This window comes from Streptomyces sp. NPDC051211, assembly GCF_040689505.1.
Lineage (GTDB): Bacteria > Actinomycetota > Actinomycetes > Streptomycetales > Streptomycetaceae > Streptomyces.
On the sequence record NZ_JBFBAV010000022.1, the window covers coordinates 64,390 to 82,705 of the forward strand.

An 18,316-nucleotide genomic window follows, 5' to 3' on the forward strand; every position below is an offset into this window, starting at 1 on the left:
GAGCCGCACCGGCAGCACCGGCAGCACCGGGCCGCACCGGGCCGCACCGGCCCACCGGGCCCTATTCGGTGCGCAGGCCGTCCGGACGCATCAGGCGCAGCAGCGGCGGCAGGCTGAGTACGGTCACCAGCGCGACCACGCCGGCCCCCGCCCCCGTCATGGCCGCGACCGACGCCCAGTCGATCCGTACCGGGGCCGCGGCCATCCGCATCAGCACGGCGCCCAGGCCCACCCCGAACACGGTGGCCAGGCCCAGGCCCAGGCCGATCGGCACGGCCGTCTGCCACAGCACCGACAGGCTCAGCGTGGAGCGCTTGGTGCCGAACGCGACCAGCGAGGACAGCAGCTTCCTGCGCTCGCGCAGCTGCTCCAGCTGGGAGACCAGCAGGCTCGCGCCGATCAGGATCAGCACGGCGGTGGCCCCGAAGAACAGCCCGGTGCGGATCGCCGAGTAGCTGCCGTCCTGCTTGGTGGACTTGAGCGTCATGGCGACGGACAGCGGGGACGCCTTGAACGCGGCGGTCCGCGCCCTCTCCAGACCCTCCGGATCCGAATCGTCGGCCTGGACGTAGATCTGGGTCGATCCGTACTCGCCGGTGTCCTCGGGTGCGACCGACGGGGTCACCAGCAGACCGGAGCGCAGGGTGCCGACCGGGTCCGGGCGGGCGGCCACCGCGCGGGCGGTGGCGGGCACCGTCCACCGGACCGGCTTGGTCTCCGAATACCCCATCACATTGCCCACGAACAGCTTGTCGCCGGGTTTGGCCGTGGCGCCGTACTTCCGGTCCGGGTCGCTGCTGCCGGAAGCCAGGAAGACGTCGCCGTCCGTGCAGGAGTCCAGTACGGCGACCTCGCGCAGCGCCTGGCAGCTGCCGACGGTGACCTCGACGAGTCGGCTGTCCTCGGGGACCTTGTGGGCGGCGGAGACGGAGCGCAGCGGCACCGCCCCGGTGATGCCCTCGGAGCGGGCGACCTGCTGGGCCAGCTGCTCCGGATCGACCTTGGAGTCCTGGTCGAGCAGGATCGAGACGGCGGCCCGGCCCGGGTCCTGGCCGGTCTCCTCGGTGTAGTCGCCCTCGACGCCCGCGAAGAGCATCTGCAGGGCGATGGCCCCCGCGACCGCCACGGCGATGCCGTTGACGAGGCGGGCGGCGCCGCCGCTGTTCACCTGGAGCCGGCGCACCGCGAGCTGCCAGGAGACCGGGCCGCCGCGAAGCCGGCCGACGCAGCGTTCCAGCACCCAGGGCAGCAGGGCGGTGATGCCCACCAGGAGCAGCACCACACCGCCGCCGACCTGCCACTGGTTGAACACCCCGTTGGTGTCGCCGCGGCCCATCAGCGGTGTGAGCAGGCCCAGTCCGGCCAGCGGCACCAGCAGCCGCCACCAGATGCGGCGCTTGCTCGGCCGGGCCGTCCGTACGACGCCCAGCGGCTCGATCACCACGCCCCGCAGGGCGAACAGGGTGACCCCGATGGCCGCCGCCGGCACCGCGACCGCGACGAGCGCGGCCAGCCACACCGTCGGATCGAGGTCGGCGGGGAAGACGCTGCGCTGTTGGAGGTTGAAGCTGCCGACCAGTTCGCGACCGATCAGGAAGAAGCCGGCGCCCAGCACGAGCCCGGCCAGCGAGCCGGCCAGGGCCTCGCCGGCGGCGATCCGGCGCACCATCCGGCTGTCGGCGCCGACCAGGCGGAGCGCGGCGAGCCGGCGGTCGCGGCGCTCGCCGCCGAAGCGGACGGCGGCGGCGATGAAGACGACGACCGGCAGGAGCAGGGCGACGAAGGTGAGGAGGACCAGGAGCAGCAGCACCGGGCCGAGTTTCTCGGTCTCGCGTTCGTGGCCGAACGAGGTGATCCGCAGGACCCCGTAGGAGGATGCGGACGTCTTCTGCAGCCGGTCGTCGCCCGCGTAGAAGAGCAGTTCGCCGGGGCCCGTCAGTCCGGCGTCGCCGACGGTCTCGGTGATCCGCCCGTCGAGGCGCTCGCGCAGCAGCTTGCCGTCCGAGGAGCCCAACAGCTCCTTCAGGGCGGGGGATACGGCCATCTCGCCGGGGCCGGGGACCTTCTTCAGGCCCGGCGGCACCGGGGCGTCGGGTCCCTCGGCCTTCACCAGGCTGCCGTCGATGTCCAGGCCGTGGTAGCTCTGGCCGGCCCGGGCGATGAGCAGGGTGTCGGGTCCGGGCTGTTCGGCGCGCGAGGAGTTCAGCGTGCTGCGGGCGTCACCGCGGTCGGTACGGGCGGCCAGGGCGCCGGGCAGCGCGGTGCTGATCAGGAGCAGGGCGACGCCGAGGCCGACGCCCACGCCTGTGAGCAGGGTGCGGGTCCAGCCCTCGCGACCGCCGGCGAACGCGAAGCGCGCGCCCAGGCCGAGGTCGCGGGACCAGCTGCTGTGCTTCTTGGACGCGCTCATACGATGCGCTCCATGTCGCGGGACTTGCCGTCGCGTACGACGATCTCGCGGTCGGAGTACGCCGCGACGCGGGCCTCGTGGGTGACGAGCACGACGGCGGCGTTGGCGGAGCGGGCGGCCTCGGTGAGCAGCTGCATCACCAGCTCGCCGTTGAGGGAGTCGAGGGCTCCGGTGGGTTCGTCGGCGAAGAGCACGCGCGGGTTGGTGACCAGGGCGCGGGCCACGGCGACGCGCTGGCCCTGGCCGCCGGAGACTTCGCCGGGGCGCTTTTCGCCCAGGTCGTCGACCTGGAGCCGCTCCATCCACTGGAGGGCGGCCGCCTCGGCCTGCTTGCGCTTGACGCCGGCCAGGCGCAGCGGGAGGGCGACGTTCTCCACACAGGTCAGCTCGGGGACGAGCTGGCCGAACTGGAAGACGAAGCCGAACTCGGTGCGCCGCAGGGCGCTGCGCTCGGCATCGCTCATGGCGGTGAGCTCGCGGCCGGCGTAGGTGATGGTGCCGGAGTCGGGGGCAACGATCCCGGCGAGGCAGTGCAGCAGGGTCGACTTGCCGGAGCCGGAGGGTCCCATGACGGCGACGACCTCGCCCGGGTGGATGGAGAACCCTGCGCCGTCGAGGGCGGGGGTGGGGCCGTAGGCCTTGCGCAGGTCCGAGGCGACGAGGAGGGAGCCGGCAGGGGTCATCGGGTCACGTCCCGGGCGAGTTGGTCGAGGCGGGCCGCGGCGAGCTCGAGCCAGCGCAGGTCGGCCTCGAGGTGGAACAGGGCGTGGTCGCAGACGAGCTGGTCGGCGAGGTCGCCCTTGCGCTTGCGGGTGGTGAGGATGCGCATCAGGCGCAGGTGCTCGGCGCGTTGGGTGTCGAGCAGGTCGGCGGCGCTGCGGCCGGTGAGCAGCGCGAGGACCACCTTGGTGTAGAGGGTGGACTGGAGGTACGGCTCCGGCTTTTCGGGCTGCGCCAGCCAGTGCGCGACATCGGTGACGCCCGCGTCGGTGATGGCGTACCGCTTGCGTTCGGGGCCGCCGCCGGCCTCGATGCCGTCGACCTCGACGAGGCCGTTCTTCAGGAGTCGGGACATGGTCGAGTAGACCTGGCCGTAGGCGAGCGGCTTGTCGTGGCCGAACTTCTCGTCGAAGGTCCGCTTGAGGTCGTAGCCGTGGCGTGGGCCGGCCTCGAGGAGGCCGAGGAGTGTGTGACCGATGGACATGCCGACGACTGTACACCGGGTGTATACGCTCGCTGTATACCTACGGTGTATAGCCGGGTAGACGGGCATCGTCATCGCTGGTCAGCGCGGTTTGTCACGGTTCTGTGCGGGCGGCGCCGCTGCCGGGAGCGGGCCTCCGGATCTCGCGCCCCCCACGCCGGCGGGGCGGGGTTTTCGGCTCAGTCCGAGGACTTCGGGGGGCGGCCGCGGCGGGGGATCGGGCCGGGGGCCGTGGGGAGGCGGCCCGCCTCGGAGAGGGCGCGGCGGAGCAGGAACTCGATCTGCGCGTTGGCGCTGCGCAGCTCCTCGCCCGCCCAGCGGGCGAGGGCGTCGTACACCTGCGGGTCCAGCCGCAGCAGCACCTGTTTGCGGGCCTGTCGGCCGGCCCGCTCGGGGGCCGGCTCGGCCGGGCCGCGCTCCGCGCCGGTCACTGGTACAGGGTGCCCGTGTTGACGACCGGCTGGGCGGCGCGGTCCCCGCACAGGACCACCATCAGGTTCGACACCATCGCGGCCTTGCGCTCCGGGTCCAGATCCACGATGTCCTCCTCCGCCAGGCGGGTCAGGGCCAGCTCGACCATGCCCACCGCGCCTTCGACGATCTGCTTGCGGGCCGCCACCACGGCACCGGCCTGCTGGCGCTGGAGCATCGCCGAGGCGATCTCCGGAGCGTACGCGAGATGCGTGAAGCGGGACTCGATGATCTGCACCCCGGCCGCCTCCACCCGGGCGTGCAGCTCGACCGCCAGCTTCTCGGTGATCTCCTCGGCGTTGCCGCGCAGCGACAGGCCGCCCTCTTCGTGGGCGTCGTACGGGTACTCGATGGCGATGTGACGGACCGCCGCCTCGGTCTGGGTTTCGACGAACTCGGTGAAGTCCTCCACCTCGAACACCGCCCGCGCGGTGTCCTCGACCTTCCACACCACGACCGCCGCGAGCTCGATCGGGTTGCCGTACGCGTCGTTGACCTTCAGGACGGCGGTCTCGTGGTTGCGGACCCGGGTGGAGATCTTCTCCCGCGTGGTCAGCGGGTTGACCCAGCGCAGTCCGTCGGTGCGGATCGTGCCCCGGTAGCGGCCGAAGAGCTGGACCACGCGTGCCTGGCCGGGCTCCACCATGTTCAGTCCGCCCATCGCGAAGAGCGAGCCCAGGACCGCCAGGATGCCCAGCAGGATCAGCGAGACCTTGACGGCGGTGGCCGCGGCGAGCGCCCCCGCGGCCACGATGCCCGCCCCGGCCAGGACCCCGGCCAGGCCGAGCAGCAGGGCCAGCCCGCCGCCGACGCTGTGCGCGGCGTACTCCCGTACCTGCGGGTCCGGCATGCTCGTCGCCGGGTTCGCCGGGGTGACTTCCCTCGTGTCGGTCACAGCATTGGTCATGGTTCGCCCCGTTCCGTTCGGTCTCACTCGGCCGCAGCCACTAGCAAAGTGATATCACTTTTATCGGTCACCGCAACCCTTGCCCCCTCGCATGCGTCGGTTCCACTGGAGTGGGTGCTGATTCTCACGTCCGAATTGGGCGGTATTGGTCGACATTCGCCAACCTTTGTCCATTCCTGCGGTGTTAGTTTTCGGAGCTGACGTCGGGGGGTAATCGAGCGGAGCGGGAGCGATGGGCCGAGCAGAAGCGCGCAAAGCGCAGAAGCAGCGCGGAGCGCGGCGCGCGGCGAAGGGCGCCGGCGGGTCCGGCCGGGCCGGCAAAAAGAGCGGCATACGCCGGCTCTTCACCTGGAAGAAGATCCTCGGCACGTTCTTCGGGCTGGCCCTGCTCTGCATGGCGGCCCTCGTCGCGCTCTACTACTGGGTGGACGAGCCCAAGAACGCCAACGTGGACGCGACCCTGCAGAGCAACGTCTACAAGTACGCCGACGGCAGCGTGATGACGCGCACCGGCAAGCTCAACCGCGAGATCGTGCCGCTCGACCGGGTCCCGAAGGACGTCCAAACGGCGTTCATCGCCATCGAGAACAAGTCCTTCTACAAGGACCGCGGCATCGACATCATGGGCGTGGCCCGCGGCGCCTTCAACACCGTCACCGGCAAGGGCAAGGCCGGCGGGTCCACGATCACCCAGCAGTACGTCAAGAACTACTACCTGAACCAGGACCAGACGGCGACCCGCAAGCTCAAGGAACTGGTGATCTCCCTCAAGGTCGACCAGCGGATGAAGAAGGACGACATCCTCGCGGGCTACCTCAACACCAGCTACTTCGGCCGCGGCGCCTACGGCATCCAGGCCGCGGCGCAGGCCTACTACGGGGTCAACTCCTCCCAGCTCACCCTGGAGCAGGGCGCCTACCTGGCCGCCGTCCTCCAGGCCCCCAGCCAGTACGACGTGGCCACCGCCGGCCCCAACGGCAAGAGGCTGGCCATGATCCGCTTCAACGGCGTGCTCGACAACATGGTCGAGATGGGCGCGCTCGACTCCGGCAAGCGGGCCGGACTGAAGTTCCAGGATCCGGTCAAGCCCAAGCCCGCCCCCGGCACCGAGGGTCAGAAGGGCTACCTGATCGAGGCCGCCAACGCCGAGCTCATGCGGCAGGGCGTCACCGAGGACCAGATCAAGGCCGGCGGCTGGACCTTCACCCTCACCGTCGACCCGAAGCGGCAGAAGGCGCTGGAGAAGGCCGTCCAGGACGAGCTGGAGTCCAAGCTCGACCGCAAGGACACCAAGAAGCGCCCCGTCGACCAGTACGTGCAGGCCGGCGCCACCTCGGTGGACCCGAAGACCGGCGCCATCGTCGCCATGTACGGCGGCACCGGGCAGGCCGACAAGTGGTCGAGCAACGCCCTGCGCACCGACTTCCAGCCCGGCTCCACCTTCAAGCCGGTCGTGCTGGCCTCCGCCCTGGAGACCAAGGCCACCACCGAAGACGGCAAGCCGATCACCCCGAACGCGCTCTACGACGGCACCAGCCGGCGGCCGGTCGTCGGCGCCAGCGAGCACTTCGCGCCGCAGAACCAGGACGACAAGGACTACGGCAAGCAGATCACCGTCCAGGAGGCCACCAACTTCTCGGTGAACTCCGTGTACGCCCAGATGTTCGTCGACGCCCGCCCGGCCACCGTGAAGACGACCGCGCTGGAACTGGGCATGGCCGACCGGGAGGGCTGGCCGGCGAACTCGCCCGCCATGTCGCTGGGCACCATGAGCGCCAACACCGTCGAAATGGCCGGCGTCTACGCCACCTTCGACCGCCACGGCAAGAAGGTCACCCCCTCGATCGTGAAGTCGGCGACGCACGCCACCCGCGAATACAAGCCGGTGCAGGCCATCGGCAGCCAGGTGATCTCCAGCGAGACCGCCGACACCGTCACCAAGGTCCTCACCGGCGTGGTCAAGGACGGCTCCGGCAAGGCAGTCCGCAGCAGCGCCTACGAGGCCGCCGCGAAGACCGGTACCACCGAGTCGAACGTGGCCGCCTGGTTCGCCGCGTACACCCCGGAACTGGTCACCGTCGTCGCGATGTTCGGCGAGGAGCCCGGCACCGGCACCCAGAAGACCCTGACCGGTACCGCCGGCGGCGGCCGCGCGGGCGGCTCCAGCTTCCCCGCGGACATCTGGAAGTCGTACACGCTCGCCGCCCTGCAGGGCGTGGAGACCGGCCGGTTCGAGCTGGACGACGCCGAGATGGGCGAGCCGGCCGTGCCGGCCAGCCGCAGCAACAGCCCGTCCAACACGCCCAGCCGTACGCCGGAGAACACGCCGAGCACCCGCTCGTCCCAGCCGAACCCGGACCCGTCGGGCAGCCGCTCGAACAAGCCCGACCCGGGCCAGAGCAGCTCCAGCAGGCCGCCGAAGCCGACCAACAGCCCGACGAGGTCCGGCTCGGGCTCGCCGGACCCGGACCCCACCGGTACGGCCATCAAGCCGCCCAAGGACTGACCCGGCCGTTGGCCGTACGGCCACTGGACGGCGACCGTACGGCCACCGGACGGCGACCGTACGGCCACCGGACGAACGCCACCGCCCGGCAGCGCATCCGCTGCCGGGCGGTGGCGTTCCCGGTGTGGCGTTCCGACGGTGGCGTTGCCTCCGGCGTTCCGAGCCGGCCTGCCGAACCCGTCAGCGCTGCTCTCGCGCGGCCGGCAACGCGAGCTCGAACCAGACCACCTTGCCGCTGCTCAGCCGGGTCGCACCCCAGCGCCGGGCCATCCGGTTCACCAGGAACAGGCCGCGGCCGCCCTCGTCGGTGTCCCGCGCCCGGCGCTGCCGGGGCAGCTGCGGGGAGTCGTCGCCCACCTCGCAGCGCAGCACGTCCGTCCGCAGCAGGCGCAGCGTGACCGGCCGCTCCGCGTACCGGACGGCATTGGTCACCACCTCGCTGACCAGCAGCTCCAGCGAATCGGTCAGCTCCTCCAGACCCCACCGGGACAGGGCGCGGCGGGCGAACCGGCGGGCCCGGCCGGGGGCCGTCTCCTCCGGGTCGAGGAACCAGTACGCGACGTCGCTGGGCGCGATCCCGTCGAAGCGGGCGGCGAGCAGCGCGATGTCGTCGTCCCGGTCGCCCGGGCCGAGCATGTCGAGCACGTCGTCGCAGAGCGCCTCCAGCGGCGGCGGGTGGTCCAGGCCGGTCAGCTGGGCGGTGGCGGCCAGCCGCTCCCGCAGCTGCTCGATGCCGGTCCACACGTCCCGGAGCCGGCTCTCCACCAGGCCGTCCGTGTACAGCAGCAGGGTGGCCCCGGCGGGCGCGTCCAGCTCCACGGCCTCGAAGTCGACCCCGCCGACGCCGATGGGGGCGCCCGGAGGCACCCGGAGCACCTCGGCGCGGCCGCCCAGGTGCAGCAGCACCGGCGGCGGATGCCCGGCATTGGCGATGGTGATCCGGTGCGAGACCGGGTCGTACACGGCGTACAGGCAGGTCGCCATGCGGTCCGAGCCGAGCCGCTGCGCCTGCTCGTCGAGATGGTGCAGCACCTCGCCCGGCGGCAGGTCCAGCTGGGCCAGGGTCTGGGCCGTCGTCCGCAACTGGCCCATGATCGCGGCGGAGGTCATGGAATGCCCCATGACGTCGCCGACGACCAGCGCGACCCGGCTGCCGGGCAGCGGTATGGCGTCGTACCAGTCGCCGCCCACCCGGGCGGTCTCGGCGGCCGGCAGGTAGCGGGAGGCCAGCCGCACCCCGGTGGGCTGGGGCAGGCTGTCCGGCAGCATGGTGCGCTGAAGCTCGTCGGCGATGTAGGCCTCGCGCCCGTACAGCACGGCCTTGTCGATGCCCAGCGCGGTGTGCGTGGCCAACTGCGCCGCGACCAGCAGGTCGTTGGGCTCGAAGGCGGGCCGCTCCGGGCTGCGCAGGAACACGGCGGCACCGATGACCCGCCGGCGCCCGCGCAGCGGCGCCAGTACGGCCCGCTGGCCGCGAGGGACCGGATGTTCGGCGCCCAGCAGTTCGGGCAGCGCGGCGCGGGCTGCGGCGGAGGACCCGAAGACGGGCCGTACGCCGCGCAGCACCTCGGCGAGGGCCCCGCCGGGCCGGATCTCGCACAACTCGGCGGCCGGCAGGTCGCCCTGCGGGCCGACGAGGGGGAGCTGGCTGAAGTCGAGCTCGCCGGCGGCCCCCGTGGCCGCCGCGTTCCCGGTGGGTTCGAGCCCGGTGCCGAGCTCGTCGATCGGCCGCAGCCGGTCGGTACGGCGCAGCCTTAAGACGACGGGGCCGGCCGGGCGCTCGTCACCGACGGGCAGCGGATCGCGCAGGTAGACCAGGATCGCGTCGGAGAACGTCGGCACGGTGGCCCGGCAGAGGCCCAGCACGATCTCGTCCAGGTCGATGCCACGGGCGATCCGCCGGGTGGCGGCGCCGACGAACCGCAGCCGGTCGCCTTCGCGGCGCGCGGCAGTGCCGTCCACGATGCCCCCGCCGCCGCCCGGTATTCCGGTGCCGGCACCGTGCGGGGCCGCTGCCGGGCCGGCAACGACCGCAGCGGGGCCGGCGGTGCCCGCACCCGGGCCGTGGGCGGTCCCCGCACCGGCTGCCGCCGTTCCGCCGACCGGGGTGCCCGGCCGGGCTGCTTCCGAGCCCGCCTCGCCGCGCGGGCGGTCCGGGCCCGCGGCCAGGACCGGCCCGGCGGGGACGCCGGGTTCGGCGCGGACGCGGGCGCTCGCCGGGCCGGCTTCGGCCGCGGCTGCGTTCTGGGCGGCGGCCGCGTCCCGGGTGCGCGCGGCGCCCGGCAGGCGCCGGCCCGCCTCGTGCTGCCGGGCGGGCGGGACCGTACCGGGGGACTCGGGGAGGGCGGCCCCGGGGCGGGTGGCTTCGGCGGACGGGGCCGGGGCCTTTCCGTGGCCGCGGTCGTCTGCGCCGGGGGCGGCCTGGCCCGCCGTACTCCGCCGCGCGCCGCGCGGTCCGGGCACGTCGGAGCTGCCCGCCGCGGCAGGCTGCGGGCCCTCGTGCGAGGTGGGGTACTCCGTCACGCGTGGAATTCCGTCCGTTTGCGCTCGATGTGCGCTGCACTCAACTCGGTTCAGTCGCGGTATACCCGCTCAGCGGCGAGGGCACCGTCACCCTCGGGTACCGCGTCCCGCTCGTTACCAAGTCCCGCGCGCAGCATGACAATTACGCAGCCTTGCGGAGGACGATCCTACGTTTGAACCCCGGGGGCGCATCAAGGGTCTCATGAGGTCATATGCGCCGGAGTGCGGTCCCAGTCCTCGGGCAGAACCGGAACCTTCCAGCTCGGATCGGGTCTCCAGTCCTGCCAGCCGGCCGAGAACGGAGGCCCCCAGGCCCTGATCAGGTCCACTGCCGCGCGGCCGGCCTGCCGGACCCGGGCCGCCTCCTCCGGGCCGATCAGCCCGGACCGCTGCGCCTGCGCGAATTCGTCCTCGTCCCGCCACTTCCATGTGCGGTCCGGGTAGACGGAGATGTCGAGGAAGTGGTCCTCGGAGTCCACCCCGCCGGCCCACCGCACCCGCGGGGACTCCAGGTTCACGTACCAGCTGCGGAACTGCCAGCCGTGCTCCCAGAACAGCCAGACCGACCACGGGTCGCCGGGTCTGGCCAGTTTGAGCACCCCGGCCCCGAACCACTGCGAACGGACGGTGGTGCGCGGGGCGGTGTAGCGGGTGGCGAGCGGCTCCTCGTGCACCGGAGTGCCGTCGGCCAGCACCGGCTTGACGCATTCGGTGCCCGGCGCCATCCACACGGCCAGCAGCTCGTCGGTGTCCTGGACCACGGTCACCGGCCGGCAGATGTGCACCTGGCCCTTCAGGCCGGGCGCATGGTCGCGGTAGCGCCAGAGGATGTGCTCCCCGGGCGCCCAGTGCGTGCCCTGCGCGTCCCGCGCGTCGGTACCTGTCATGCGCAGATATTAGGGCCGCCCCTCCCGGACCCGCTGCGGTGCAGGTCACGGAGGGGGTCGGGGCGGGGAATCGACTGAAACTCGGCGTTCCCCCCGCTCGCTCAAGGGTGTGTCATGCGCAGCACGTCAAGGGCCTGGTCGAGTTCCTCGACGGTCAGGTCGCCGCGTTCGACGTACCCGGACTCCAGCACGACCTCCCTGATCGTCTTCCGTTCCTTGAGGGACTTCTTGGCGACCTTGGCGGCCTCCTCGTAGCCGATGTACCGGTTCAGCGGGGTGACCACGGAGGGCGAGGACTCGGCGTACTCCCTGGCCCGGTCCGCGTTGGCGGTGATTCCGGCGACCGTCCGGTCGGCCAGCAGGCGGCCGGCGGCGGCGAGCAGCCGTACCGATTCGAGGAGGTTCCGGGCCATCACCGGGAGCATCACATTGAGTTCGAAATTGCCGGCCGCGCCCGCCACCGCGACCGCGGTGTCGTTCCCGGTCACCTGCGCGGCGACCATCAGCACGGCTTCCGGGACCACCGGGTTGACCTTGCCGGGCATGATCGAGGACCCCGGCTGGAGATCCGGCAGATTGATTTCGGCCAATCCTGTGCGCGGGCCGGAGGCCATCCAGCGCAGATCGTTGCAGATCTTGGTGAGCGAGACCGCGATCGTGCGGAGCATCCCGGAGGTCTCCACCAGCGCGTCCCGGGCGCCCTGTGCCTCGAAGTGGTCCCGGGCCTCGGTGAGGGGCAGTCCGGTGGCGGCGGCCACCTCGGCGATCACGGCGGCGGAGAACCCGGGCGGGGTGTTGATCCCGGTGCCCACGGCCGTGCCGCCCAGCGGCAGTTCGGCGAGCCGGGGCAGGACCGCGTGCAGGCGCTCGACGCCGTACCGGACCTGGGCGGCGTACCCGCCGAACTCCTGGCCCAGGGTGACGGGTGTGGCGTCCATCAGGTGGGTCCGCCCGGCCTTGACCACCTCCGCGAACTCGGCGGACTTGTGCTCCAGGGCGAGCTCCAGATGGCGCAGGGCGGGGATGAGCTCGTGGGTGACGGCGGCGGTCGCGGCGATGTGGATGGAGGACGGGAACACGTCGTTGGAGCTCTGCGAGGCGTTGACGTGGTCGTTGGGGTGGACCTCGCGGCCGAGGCGCTCGGTGGCCAGGGTCGCGATCACCTCGTTGGCGTTCATGTTGGACGAGGTGCCGGAGCCGGTCTGGAAGACGTCGACCGGAAAGTGTTCGTCCCAGCTGCCGCCGGCGACCTCGGCCGCGGCGCCCTCGACGGCCTCGCCGATGGCCGGGTCGAGCACCCCGAGCCGGACGTTGACCTTGGCGGCGGCGGCCTTGATCTCGGCCAGTGCGGCGATGTGGGCGCGCTCCAGGCGCTGCCCGGAGATGGGGAAGTTCTCCACCGCGCGCTGGGTCTGGGCCCGCCATTTGGCGTGTGCGGGGACCCGTACCTCGCCCATGGAGTCGTGTTCGATGCGGTGCTGATCGTCGGTCATCTGCGTAGCCTCCTCAAAAAGTTGAGCAATTGTCTTGTTCGAAGTGTTCCCAACTCCCCTACCGGCCAGTAAATACCGGGGGTAACACTGACACCGGGGAGGCGTTCATGGCGCGTACCAAACCCAGACTCAGATCTACCTTCGCCGCACTCGCGGCGTTCGCGGCCGCCCTCGGGGGCGTCGCAGCCATCACCCCCATGGCCCAGGCGGCCACCACACCCGCCTCGTCCATCACTCCGCTCCCGCCCGAGCTGGAGGCCGTCCGGGCCGCCGAAGCCGTGAAGATCTACGGCGACCCGGCGATCCGCCCGCTCGGCGAACGCAAGACCGGCCTCATCTCGCTCGGCGACAGCGAGATCTCCGGCGAGGGCGTGGGCAACTACGACCCGGCGACGAACACGCCGAACAACCAGTGCCACCGCTCGCCCGACACCGCGATCCACCGCACCGGCATCCAGGCCGACCTCACCTTCAACGTGGCCTGTTCCGGCGCCTACACCGGCAACATCAGGATCGGCGGGTCCAAGCAGTACGCGGACGAACTCGTCCAGAGCGACAGCCTCGCCGTGAAGGCCCGCAACACGAAGATCAAGATGGTCCTGCTGGTCGCCGGCGCCAACGACGACCTGCAGTTCGGGCCGGTCATGACGGACTGCGTGACCCGCTGGGTGCTCAGCCAGGGCACCTGCGAACCGAAGTACGCCCCCGGCTGGCAGGCCCGGGTCGACGGACTCCGCCCCAAGGTCGAGTCCACCGTCGCCGACCTCAAGACGGTCATGCGCGACGCCGGCTACGCCGACTCCGACTACAAGCTGGTCGTGATGGGCTACCCCAGCCCGATCGGCCCCGACTTCAACGACAACCCGAACTTCCCCGGCAAGCTGCCGGGCGGCTGCGCCGGCTACGACTCGGACGCCACCTGGGGCCGCAACTACGCCGTCCCCACCTTCGAGAAGGGCATGCGGGAGGCGGCACGCAACTCCGGCGCCCTCTACCTCGACAACTCGCGGCTGTTCCACGGCCACGAGGTCTGCATGGAAGACACCTGGGCCCGCGGCCTCTACCTCGACCTCGGGGACCACTTCCCGTGGGACGAGAACACCGCCCGTCAGTCCTTCCACCCCAACGCCCGGGGGCACGGAGCCTTCGCGTCCTGCCTGACCCAGTTCTACAACTCGGGCCTGCGCGAGGCCTCCTGCGCCGACCCGGCCTCCACCGGCACTCCGGTGCTCCGGCCCGGCGCCTGGGACGACCTGTACAAGCCGCTCCGCAACGAGGCGACGGGCAACTGCCTGGACGTCAAGGGCAGCTCCAGCGCCAACGACACCCAGGTCCTCGGCTGGGACTGCCACGGCGGCCGCAACCAGGGCTGGTGGTACGACCCCGCCAACCAGTCCGTCCACACCGAACTCACCCACGACCGCTGCCTGGACGCACCCGGCGCCAACTACGGTCCCGGCACCGGCCTCATCCTGTGGAACTGCCACGGCGGCGCCAACCAGAACTTCGTCCGTGACGGAGCCACCCTCCGGCCGGCGGCCTCCCCGGGCATGTGCCTGACGATCGGCGCGGCGAAGGAGCCCCTGCGCCTGCAGACCTGCAACGGCTCGGCGAACCAGCGCTTCGCATAACCGCCCCGCTCCACGCACACCCCCCACATCCGGCCGGCGCACCCCGGCCGGATGTTCCGTACTCAGGGCTTGGTCGCGAGCAGCCCCGAGACCGTCTCCCGCACCTCGCGCGGCCGGTTGGTGATCAGCGTGTCCACGCCGAGGCGCAGGCACAGCTCCACGTCCTCGGGCTCGTCCACCGTCCACACCCGCACCCGCAGCCCCTTCGCCTGCAGCCGCCCCACCAGGCCGGGGTCCTTGCGTACGAGCTCGATGCCTGGGCCGGCGTGACCGGCGAACGGCGGCCGGCCGGGGCGCAGCCGGCGCTCGATCAGGTACACGGCGGGCAGGCCGGGGGCCATCCGGTGCAGCCGGGTCAGCGCGTTCCGCGAGAAGCTCATCACCTCGACCAGCCCGCTCGCCCCGTCGGCGAGCCCGTACGCCTTGAGCATGCGCACCAGCTCCGCCTCCAGCCGGCCCCCGGCCCGGGTCGGGTGCTTCGTCTCGACGGCCAGCCCGACGGGCCGCCCCGCCCCCAGCGCCTCCTGCAACAGGTCCTCGAAGAGCAGCACCCGCGCACCGCGGTGCGGATCCCCCTTCCAGCCCCCGAAGTCGAGCCCGGCCAGCTCCTCGTACGTCATGGCCGACACCACCCCCTGCCCGTCGGAGGTCCGCTCCACCCGCCGGTCGTGCACACACACCAACCGCCCGTCGGCACTGAGCCGCACATCGCACTCCAGCGCGTCGGCACCGTCGGCGATGGCCTGGCGGTAGGCGGCGAGGGTGTGCTCGGGGTGCTCGTGGGAGGCGCCGCGGTGGGCGATGACGCGGATGGCGGGGCGGGTGGGGGCGAGTGACTGCTGTGTCATGGGACAGACGTTAATCGGATGCGGTGTCCTGACTGCTGCAGCATGCTGCCGGTGGCCGAACAGTTCGTGACATTGCACTGCGCGCCCTGTTCGCCCGGGGCCGGGCCCGCAGTCGGCCAGTGGGTGCGGTCCGCGTCCGACGGCCCTGCCGGAGCCCCGCCGCGCGGCCGGACGCTGAGCCGGGCAGTCCCTGCGGGGCCTTTCCCCACCCCGCCCCTTCCCGAAACCGGGCTCTGCCCGGACCCGCGCCTCAAACGCCGGCGGGGCTGGGTGGTACCGGGCTCCGCCCCGGACCCCGCGCCTCAAACGCCGGCGGGGCTGGTGTGTGCTGAGCACATCCAGCCCGCGCGGCGTCGGGGAGGGCGGGGTGGGGAGCAGGTGCCGCGTGGGGGCTAGGCCAGGCCGGGGCCGCGGACGGGGATGTGGGTGAACGTCGGCTCCGGGGCCGGGTTCTGGAAGAAGTCGTTGCCCTTGTCGTCGACCACGATGAACGCCGGGAAGTCCTCCACCTCGATCTTCCACACCGCCTCCATGCCGAGCTCCTCGTACTCGACGACCTCGACCTTCTTGATGCAGTCCTGGGCCAGGCGGGCGGCCGGCCCGCCGATGGAGCCCAGGTAGAAGCCGCCGTGCGTGCCGCACGCGTCGGTCACCTGCTGCGAGCGGTTCCCCTTGGCCAGCATGACCTTGGAGCCGCCCGCCGCCTGGAACTGCTCGACGTAGCTGTCCATCCGGCCGGCCGTGGTCGGGCCGAAGGAGCCGGAGGCGTAGCCCTCCGGGGTCTTCGCCGGGCCGGCGTAGTACACCGGGTGGTCCTTGAGGTACTGCGGCATCTCCTCGCCCGCGTCCAGCCGCTCCTTGATCTTCGCGTGCGCGATGTCGCGCGCCACGACCAGCGGCCCCGTGAGCGAGAGGCGGGTCTTCACCGGGTGCCGGGTGAGGGTGGCCAGGATGTCGTCCATCGGCTGGGTCAGGTCGATCTTGACCACGTCGGCGGCGTCCGAGCCCGCGGCGGAGCCGCTGTCGAGTTCGGCGTCGGTGGTCTCCGGCAGGAACCGCGCCGGGTCCCGCTCCAGCTGCTCCAGGAAGACGCCCTCCGCGGTGATCTTCGCGGTCGCCTGGCGGTCCGCGGAGCAGGACACCGCGATGGCCACGGGCAGCGAGGCGCCGTGGCGCGGCAGACGCACTACGCGCACGTCGTGGCAGAAGTACTTGCCGCCGAACTGCGCGCCGATGCCGATCTTCTGGGTGAGCTCGAAGACCTGCTGCTCGAGGTCGAGGTCACGGAAGCCGTGGCCCAGGGCGGAGCCCTCCGTCGGCAGCTCGTCCAGGTAGTGCGCGGAGGCGTACTTCGCGGTCTTCAGCGCGTGCTCGGCCGAGGTGCCGCCCACCACGATCGCCAGGTGGTACGGCGGGCAGGCCGCGGTGCCCAGCGAGCGGATCTTCTCCTCGAGGAACTTCATCATCGAGGCTTCGTTCAGGACGGCCTTCGTCTCCTGGTAGAGGAAGGACTTGTTGGCCGAGCCGCCGCCCTTGGCCATGAAGAGGAACTTGTACGCGCCGCCGTCGGTCGCGTACAGCTCGATCTGCGCGGGCAGGTTCGAGCCGGTGTTCTTCTCCTCCCACATGGTCAGCGGGGCCATCTGCGAGTAGCGCAGGTTGAGGCGGGTGTAGGCGTCGTAGATGCCCCGGGACAGAGCCTCCTCGTCACCGCCCTGGGTGAGCACGTTCTGACCGCGCTTGCCCATCACGATCGCGGTGCCGGTGTCCTGGCACATGGGCAGCACCCCGGCCGCCGCGATGTTGGCGTTCTTGAGGAGGTCCAGGGCGACGAACTTGTCGTTCGCGGACGCCTCGGGGTCGTCGATGATGCGGCGCAGCTGCGCGAGGTGGGCGGGGCGCAGGAAGTGCTGGATGTCGTGGATGGCTTCTTCGGCCAGCTTGCGCAGCGCCTCCGGCTCGACCTTGAGGAACGTACGGCCGTCCGCCTCGAACGTGGACACGCCTTCGGACGTCACGAGTCGGTAGGGAGTCTGGTCCTCTCCCAGGGGGAGCAGGTCGGTGTACGCGAACTCCGGCATTGTGGCCATTCCTCACTCGGCAGACAGCGCTGACGACCTATTGGCAGCGCAGTCCACCAGCGTAGGTCCTCCGCCCGGGGCGCTGTCTGTGAGGTAAGGCTCACTGGCCGCGTTTCACCAGTATCGCGATCTATCGTGTTTGGCTATGCTGGCCGGGTGGACTTGGAAAAGCACCCCGCCGCCCCTGCCGCCCCCGCCGAACTGCGCGCCTCGGATGCCGATCGCGACCGGATCGCGCAGATCCTCGCCGACGCCGTCGCGGAGGGCCGGCTCACCGCCGAGGAGCACTCCGAGCGGCTGGACACGCTGTACGCCGTCAAGACCGTCGGCGAGCTGGAGCAGCTGGTCCGGGACCTCCCGCCGGCCGGCGGAGGCCGCCCCGGGGCGCATCCGGCGGCGCACGTTCCGGCCGCCGTCCCGCTCGGCGGCGCGGGTGCCGCCGAGAACGTCGTCGCGGTGTGCGGGAACGCCTCCCGCCGCGGCCGCTGGCGGCCGGCTCCGCAGACCCGCGCCGTGGCCGTCATGGGCGACATCACCATCGACCTCACCGAGGCCGTCTTCGAACAGCAGCTCACCGAGATCAACGTGACCTGCGTCCTCGGCAAGGCGGAGATCCTGGTGCCGGAAAACGTCACGCTGCGCGGATTCGGCAACGGCGTCCTCGGCAATTTCGACGTCCGCGGGGAAGCCCGCGGGGAGACCGACCCGCAGGCCCCGGTCGTGGTGGTACGCGGATTCGCCCTGCTCGGCAGCATCGAGGCCCGCCCCAAACCCGGTGCCCGCCTGGTCGATCTCGCCCACCGCCTGCACCGCCGCCGCAACGGCTGAACACCGCATGGTTCCCAGCCACTTCGTGGCACAGGGTGCATATGGGCGCGCACAGCGGGTAGGGACAGGTGCATCGTCTCTCGGCTCGCGAATACGTCGTCAGGAGTAGACCGTGCAGCATCCGCCGCATCAGTCCCTGCAGGTAGCCGCCATCGCTCTGCCAAAGCCGCGGGTGTCGTCGAGGGAAGAGGACGGCCCATGGCACGCGGAGGCGGTGTGCCGTCGGGACGAGGCGGGACTGTTTTTCGCCCCGTCCAAGGAGCCGACCGCGGCCCGGTTGTCGCGCGAGGAGGCCGCCAAGCGGGTCTGCGCCCGCTGCCCGGTCATGGTCGCCTGCCGTGAGCACGCCCTGCTCCAGCCCGAGCCGTACGGGGTGTGGGGCGGGCTCACCGCCGCCGAGCGCCGGGTGGTGCTGGCGCGGATGCGCCGGCGGGCCGCGGAGCTGCGGCAGAGCCCGGGAGCCGGTCCCATCGCCGCCGCGGGCTGAGCCGCGTCACCCGACCGGACCCCGGCCACCGTCCCCGGTC

Annotated in this window: 14 protein-coding genes; 4 read left to right on the plus strand and 10 right to left on the minus strand. The window is 71.9% G+C overall.

Going from position 1 to position 18,316, the window contains the following annotated elements; genetic code table 11:
- Positions 1-61 precede the first annotated feature (61 nt).
- The 5 genes from AB0447_RS21835 to AB0447_RS21855 form a co-directional block, all read right to left on the minus strand.
- Entirely contained in the window at positions 62-2,410 is a 2,349-nt protein-coding gene (locus tag AB0447_RS21835; RefSeq protein WP_366478367.1) for an FtsX-like permease family protein, read from the minus strand.
- Entirely contained in the window at positions 2,407-3,093 is a 687-nt protein-coding gene (locus AB0447_RS21840) for an ABC transporter ATP-binding protein (protein ID WP_366478368.1), read from the minus strand. Before AB0447_RS21840 ends, AB0447_RS21835 begins: the two co-directional genes overlap by 4 nt.
- Positions 3,090-3,614: a PadR family transcriptional regulator gene (locus tag AB0447_RS21845; RefSeq protein WP_366478369.1), complete on the minus strand. Its 525-nt coding sequence runs from the start codon at positions 3,612-3,614 to the stop codon at positions 3,090-3,092. Before AB0447_RS21845 ends, AB0447_RS21840 begins: the two co-directional genes overlap by 4 nt.
- 179 nt (positions 3,615-3,793) lie before the next feature.
- Positions 3,794-4,045 carry a hypothetical protein gene (locus AB0447_RS21850; protein WP_366478370.1) on the minus strand — a complete coding sequence of 84 codons (252 nt, stop codon included), beginning with the start codon at positions 4,043-4,045 and terminating at the stop codon, positions 3,794-3,796.
- Positions 4,042-4,992 (minus strand): SPFH domain-containing protein, encoded by a 951-nt coding sequence (locus AB0447_RS21855; RefSeq protein ID WP_366478371.1) that lies wholly within the window; start codon positions 4,990-4,992, stop codon positions 4,042-4,044. The genes AB0447_RS21850 and AB0447_RS21855 overlap by 4 nt, the downstream gene beginning before the upstream one ends.
- Positions 4,993-5,224: 232 nt before the next feature.
- Between AB0447_RS21855 and AB0447_RS21860 the strand changes: the two genes are divergently transcribed.
- On the plus strand, positions 5,225-7,498 hold the full coding sequence (locus tag AB0447_RS21860; RefSeq protein WP_366478372.1) for a transglycosylase domain-containing protein: 2,274 nt from the start codon (positions 5,225-5,227) through the stop codon (positions 7,496-7,498).
- Between the two features lie 180 nt (positions 7,499-7,678).
- Here the strand turns inward: AB0447_RS21860 and AB0447_RS21865 are convergent, their stop codons facing one another.
- The 3 genes from AB0447_RS21865 to AB0447_RS21875 all read right to left on the minus strand — a co-directional run bounded on the left by AB0447_RS21865 (position 7,679) and on the right by AB0447_RS21875 (position 12,401).
- Entirely contained in the window at positions 7,679-10,021 is a 2,343-nt protein-coding gene (locus AB0447_RS21865; RefSeq protein WP_366478373.1) for an ATP-binding SpoIIE family protein phosphatase, read from the minus strand.
- A gap of 200 nt (positions 10,022-10,221) precedes the next feature.
- The gene (locus AB0447_RS21870) at positions 10,222-10,908 is read right to left on the minus strand and encodes a DUF402 domain-containing protein (protein ID WP_366478374.1); all 687 of its coding nucleotides are present in this window, start codon (positions 10,906-10,908) and stop codon (positions 10,222-10,224) included.
- A 101-nt stretch (positions 10,909-11,009) separates the two neighbouring features.
- Positions 11,010-12,401, minus strand: coding sequence for a class II fumarate hydratase (locus tag AB0447_RS21875; protein WP_366478375.1), 1,392 nt, complete (start codon positions 12,399-12,401; stop codon positions 11,010-11,012).
- A gap of 107 nt (positions 12,402-12,508) precedes the next feature.
- Between AB0447_RS21875 and AB0447_RS21880 the strand changes: the two genes are divergently transcribed.
- A complete protein-coding gene (locus AB0447_RS21880; RefSeq protein ID WP_366478376.1) occupies positions 12,509-14,032 on the plus strand; it encodes a ricin-type beta-trefoil lectin domain protein in 1,524 nt (507 codons plus the stop codon).
- 62 nt (positions 14,033-14,094) lie between these two features.
- Here AB0447_RS21880 and AB0447_RS21885 read toward each other — a convergent pair whose 3' ends face one another.
- Both AB0447_RS21885 and AB0447_RS21890 read right to left on the minus strand, forming a co-directional pair.
- Positions 14,095-14,880, minus strand: coding sequence for a glycerophosphodiester phosphodiesterase family protein (locus tag AB0447_RS21885; RefSeq protein WP_366478377.1), 786 nt, complete (start codon positions 14,878-14,880; stop codon positions 14,095-14,097).
- A gap of 392 nt (positions 14,881-15,272) precedes the next feature.
- Positions 15,273-16,961 (minus strand): fumarate hydratase, encoded by a 1,689-nt coding sequence (locus AB0447_RS21890; RefSeq protein ID WP_366478378.1) that lies wholly within the window; start codon positions 16,959-16,961, stop codon positions 15,273-15,275.
- Between the two features lie 156 nt (positions 16,962-17,117).
- Between AB0447_RS21890 and AB0447_RS21895 the strand changes: the two genes are divergently transcribed.
- Positions 17,118-17,789, plus strand: coding sequence for a DUF1707 domain-containing protein (locus AB0447_RS21895; protein ID WP_366478379.1), 672 nt, complete (start codon positions 17,118-17,120; stop codon positions 17,787-17,789).
- 112 nt (positions 17,790-17,901) lie between these two features.
- Complete coding sequence (locus tag AB0447_RS21900) at positions 17,902-18,276, plus strand: WhiB family transcriptional regulator (RefSeq protein ID WP_366478380.1); 375 nt, start codon at positions 17,902-17,904, stop codon at positions 18,274-18,276.
- Positions 18,277-18,316: the final 40 nt, after the last annotated feature.

Excerpts from the sequence above, each read along its gene's own strand:
- AB0447_RS21870 (WP_366478374.1), bottom strand. The coding sequence starts at position 10,908 with ATGACAGGTACCGACGCGCGGGACGCGCAGGGCACGCACTGGGCGCCC.
- AB0447_RS21835 (WP_366478367.1), bottom strand. The coding sequence starts at position 2,410 with ATGAGCGCGTCCAAGAAGCACAGCAGCTGGTCCCGCGACCTCGGCCTG.
- AB0447_RS21875 (WP_366478375.1), bottom strand. The coding sequence starts at position 12,401 with ATGACCGACGATCAGCACCGCATCGAACACGACTCCATGGGCGAGGTA.
- AB0447_RS21855 (WP_366478371.1), bottom strand. The coding sequence starts at position 4,992 with ATGACCAATGCTGTGACCGACACGAGGGAAGTCACCCCGGCGAACCCG.
- AB0447_RS21840 (WP_366478368.1), bottom strand. The coding sequence starts at position 3,093 with ATGACCCCTGCCGGCTCCCTCCTCGTCGCCTCGGACCTGCGCAAGGCC.
- AB0447_RS21860 (WP_366478372.1), top strand. The coding sequence starts at position 5,225 with ATGGGCCGAGCAGAAGCGCGCAAAGCGCAGAAGCAGCGCGGAGCGCGG.
- AB0447_RS21880 (WP_366478376.1), top strand. The coding sequence starts at position 12,509 with ATGGCGCGTACCAAACCCAGACTCAGATCTACCTTCGCCGCACTCGCG.
- AB0447_RS21885 (WP_366478377.1), bottom strand. The coding sequence starts at position 14,880 with ATGACACAGCAGTCACTCGCCCCCACCCGCCCCGCCATCCGCGTCATC.
- AB0447_RS21845 (WP_366478369.1), bottom strand. The coding sequence starts at position 3,614 with ATGTCCATCGGTCACACACTCCTCGGCCTCCTCGAGGCCGGCCCACGC.
- AB0447_RS21890 (WP_366478378.1), bottom strand. The coding sequence starts at position 16,961 with ATGCCGGAGTTCGCGTACACCGACCTGCTCCCCCTGGGAGAGGACCAG.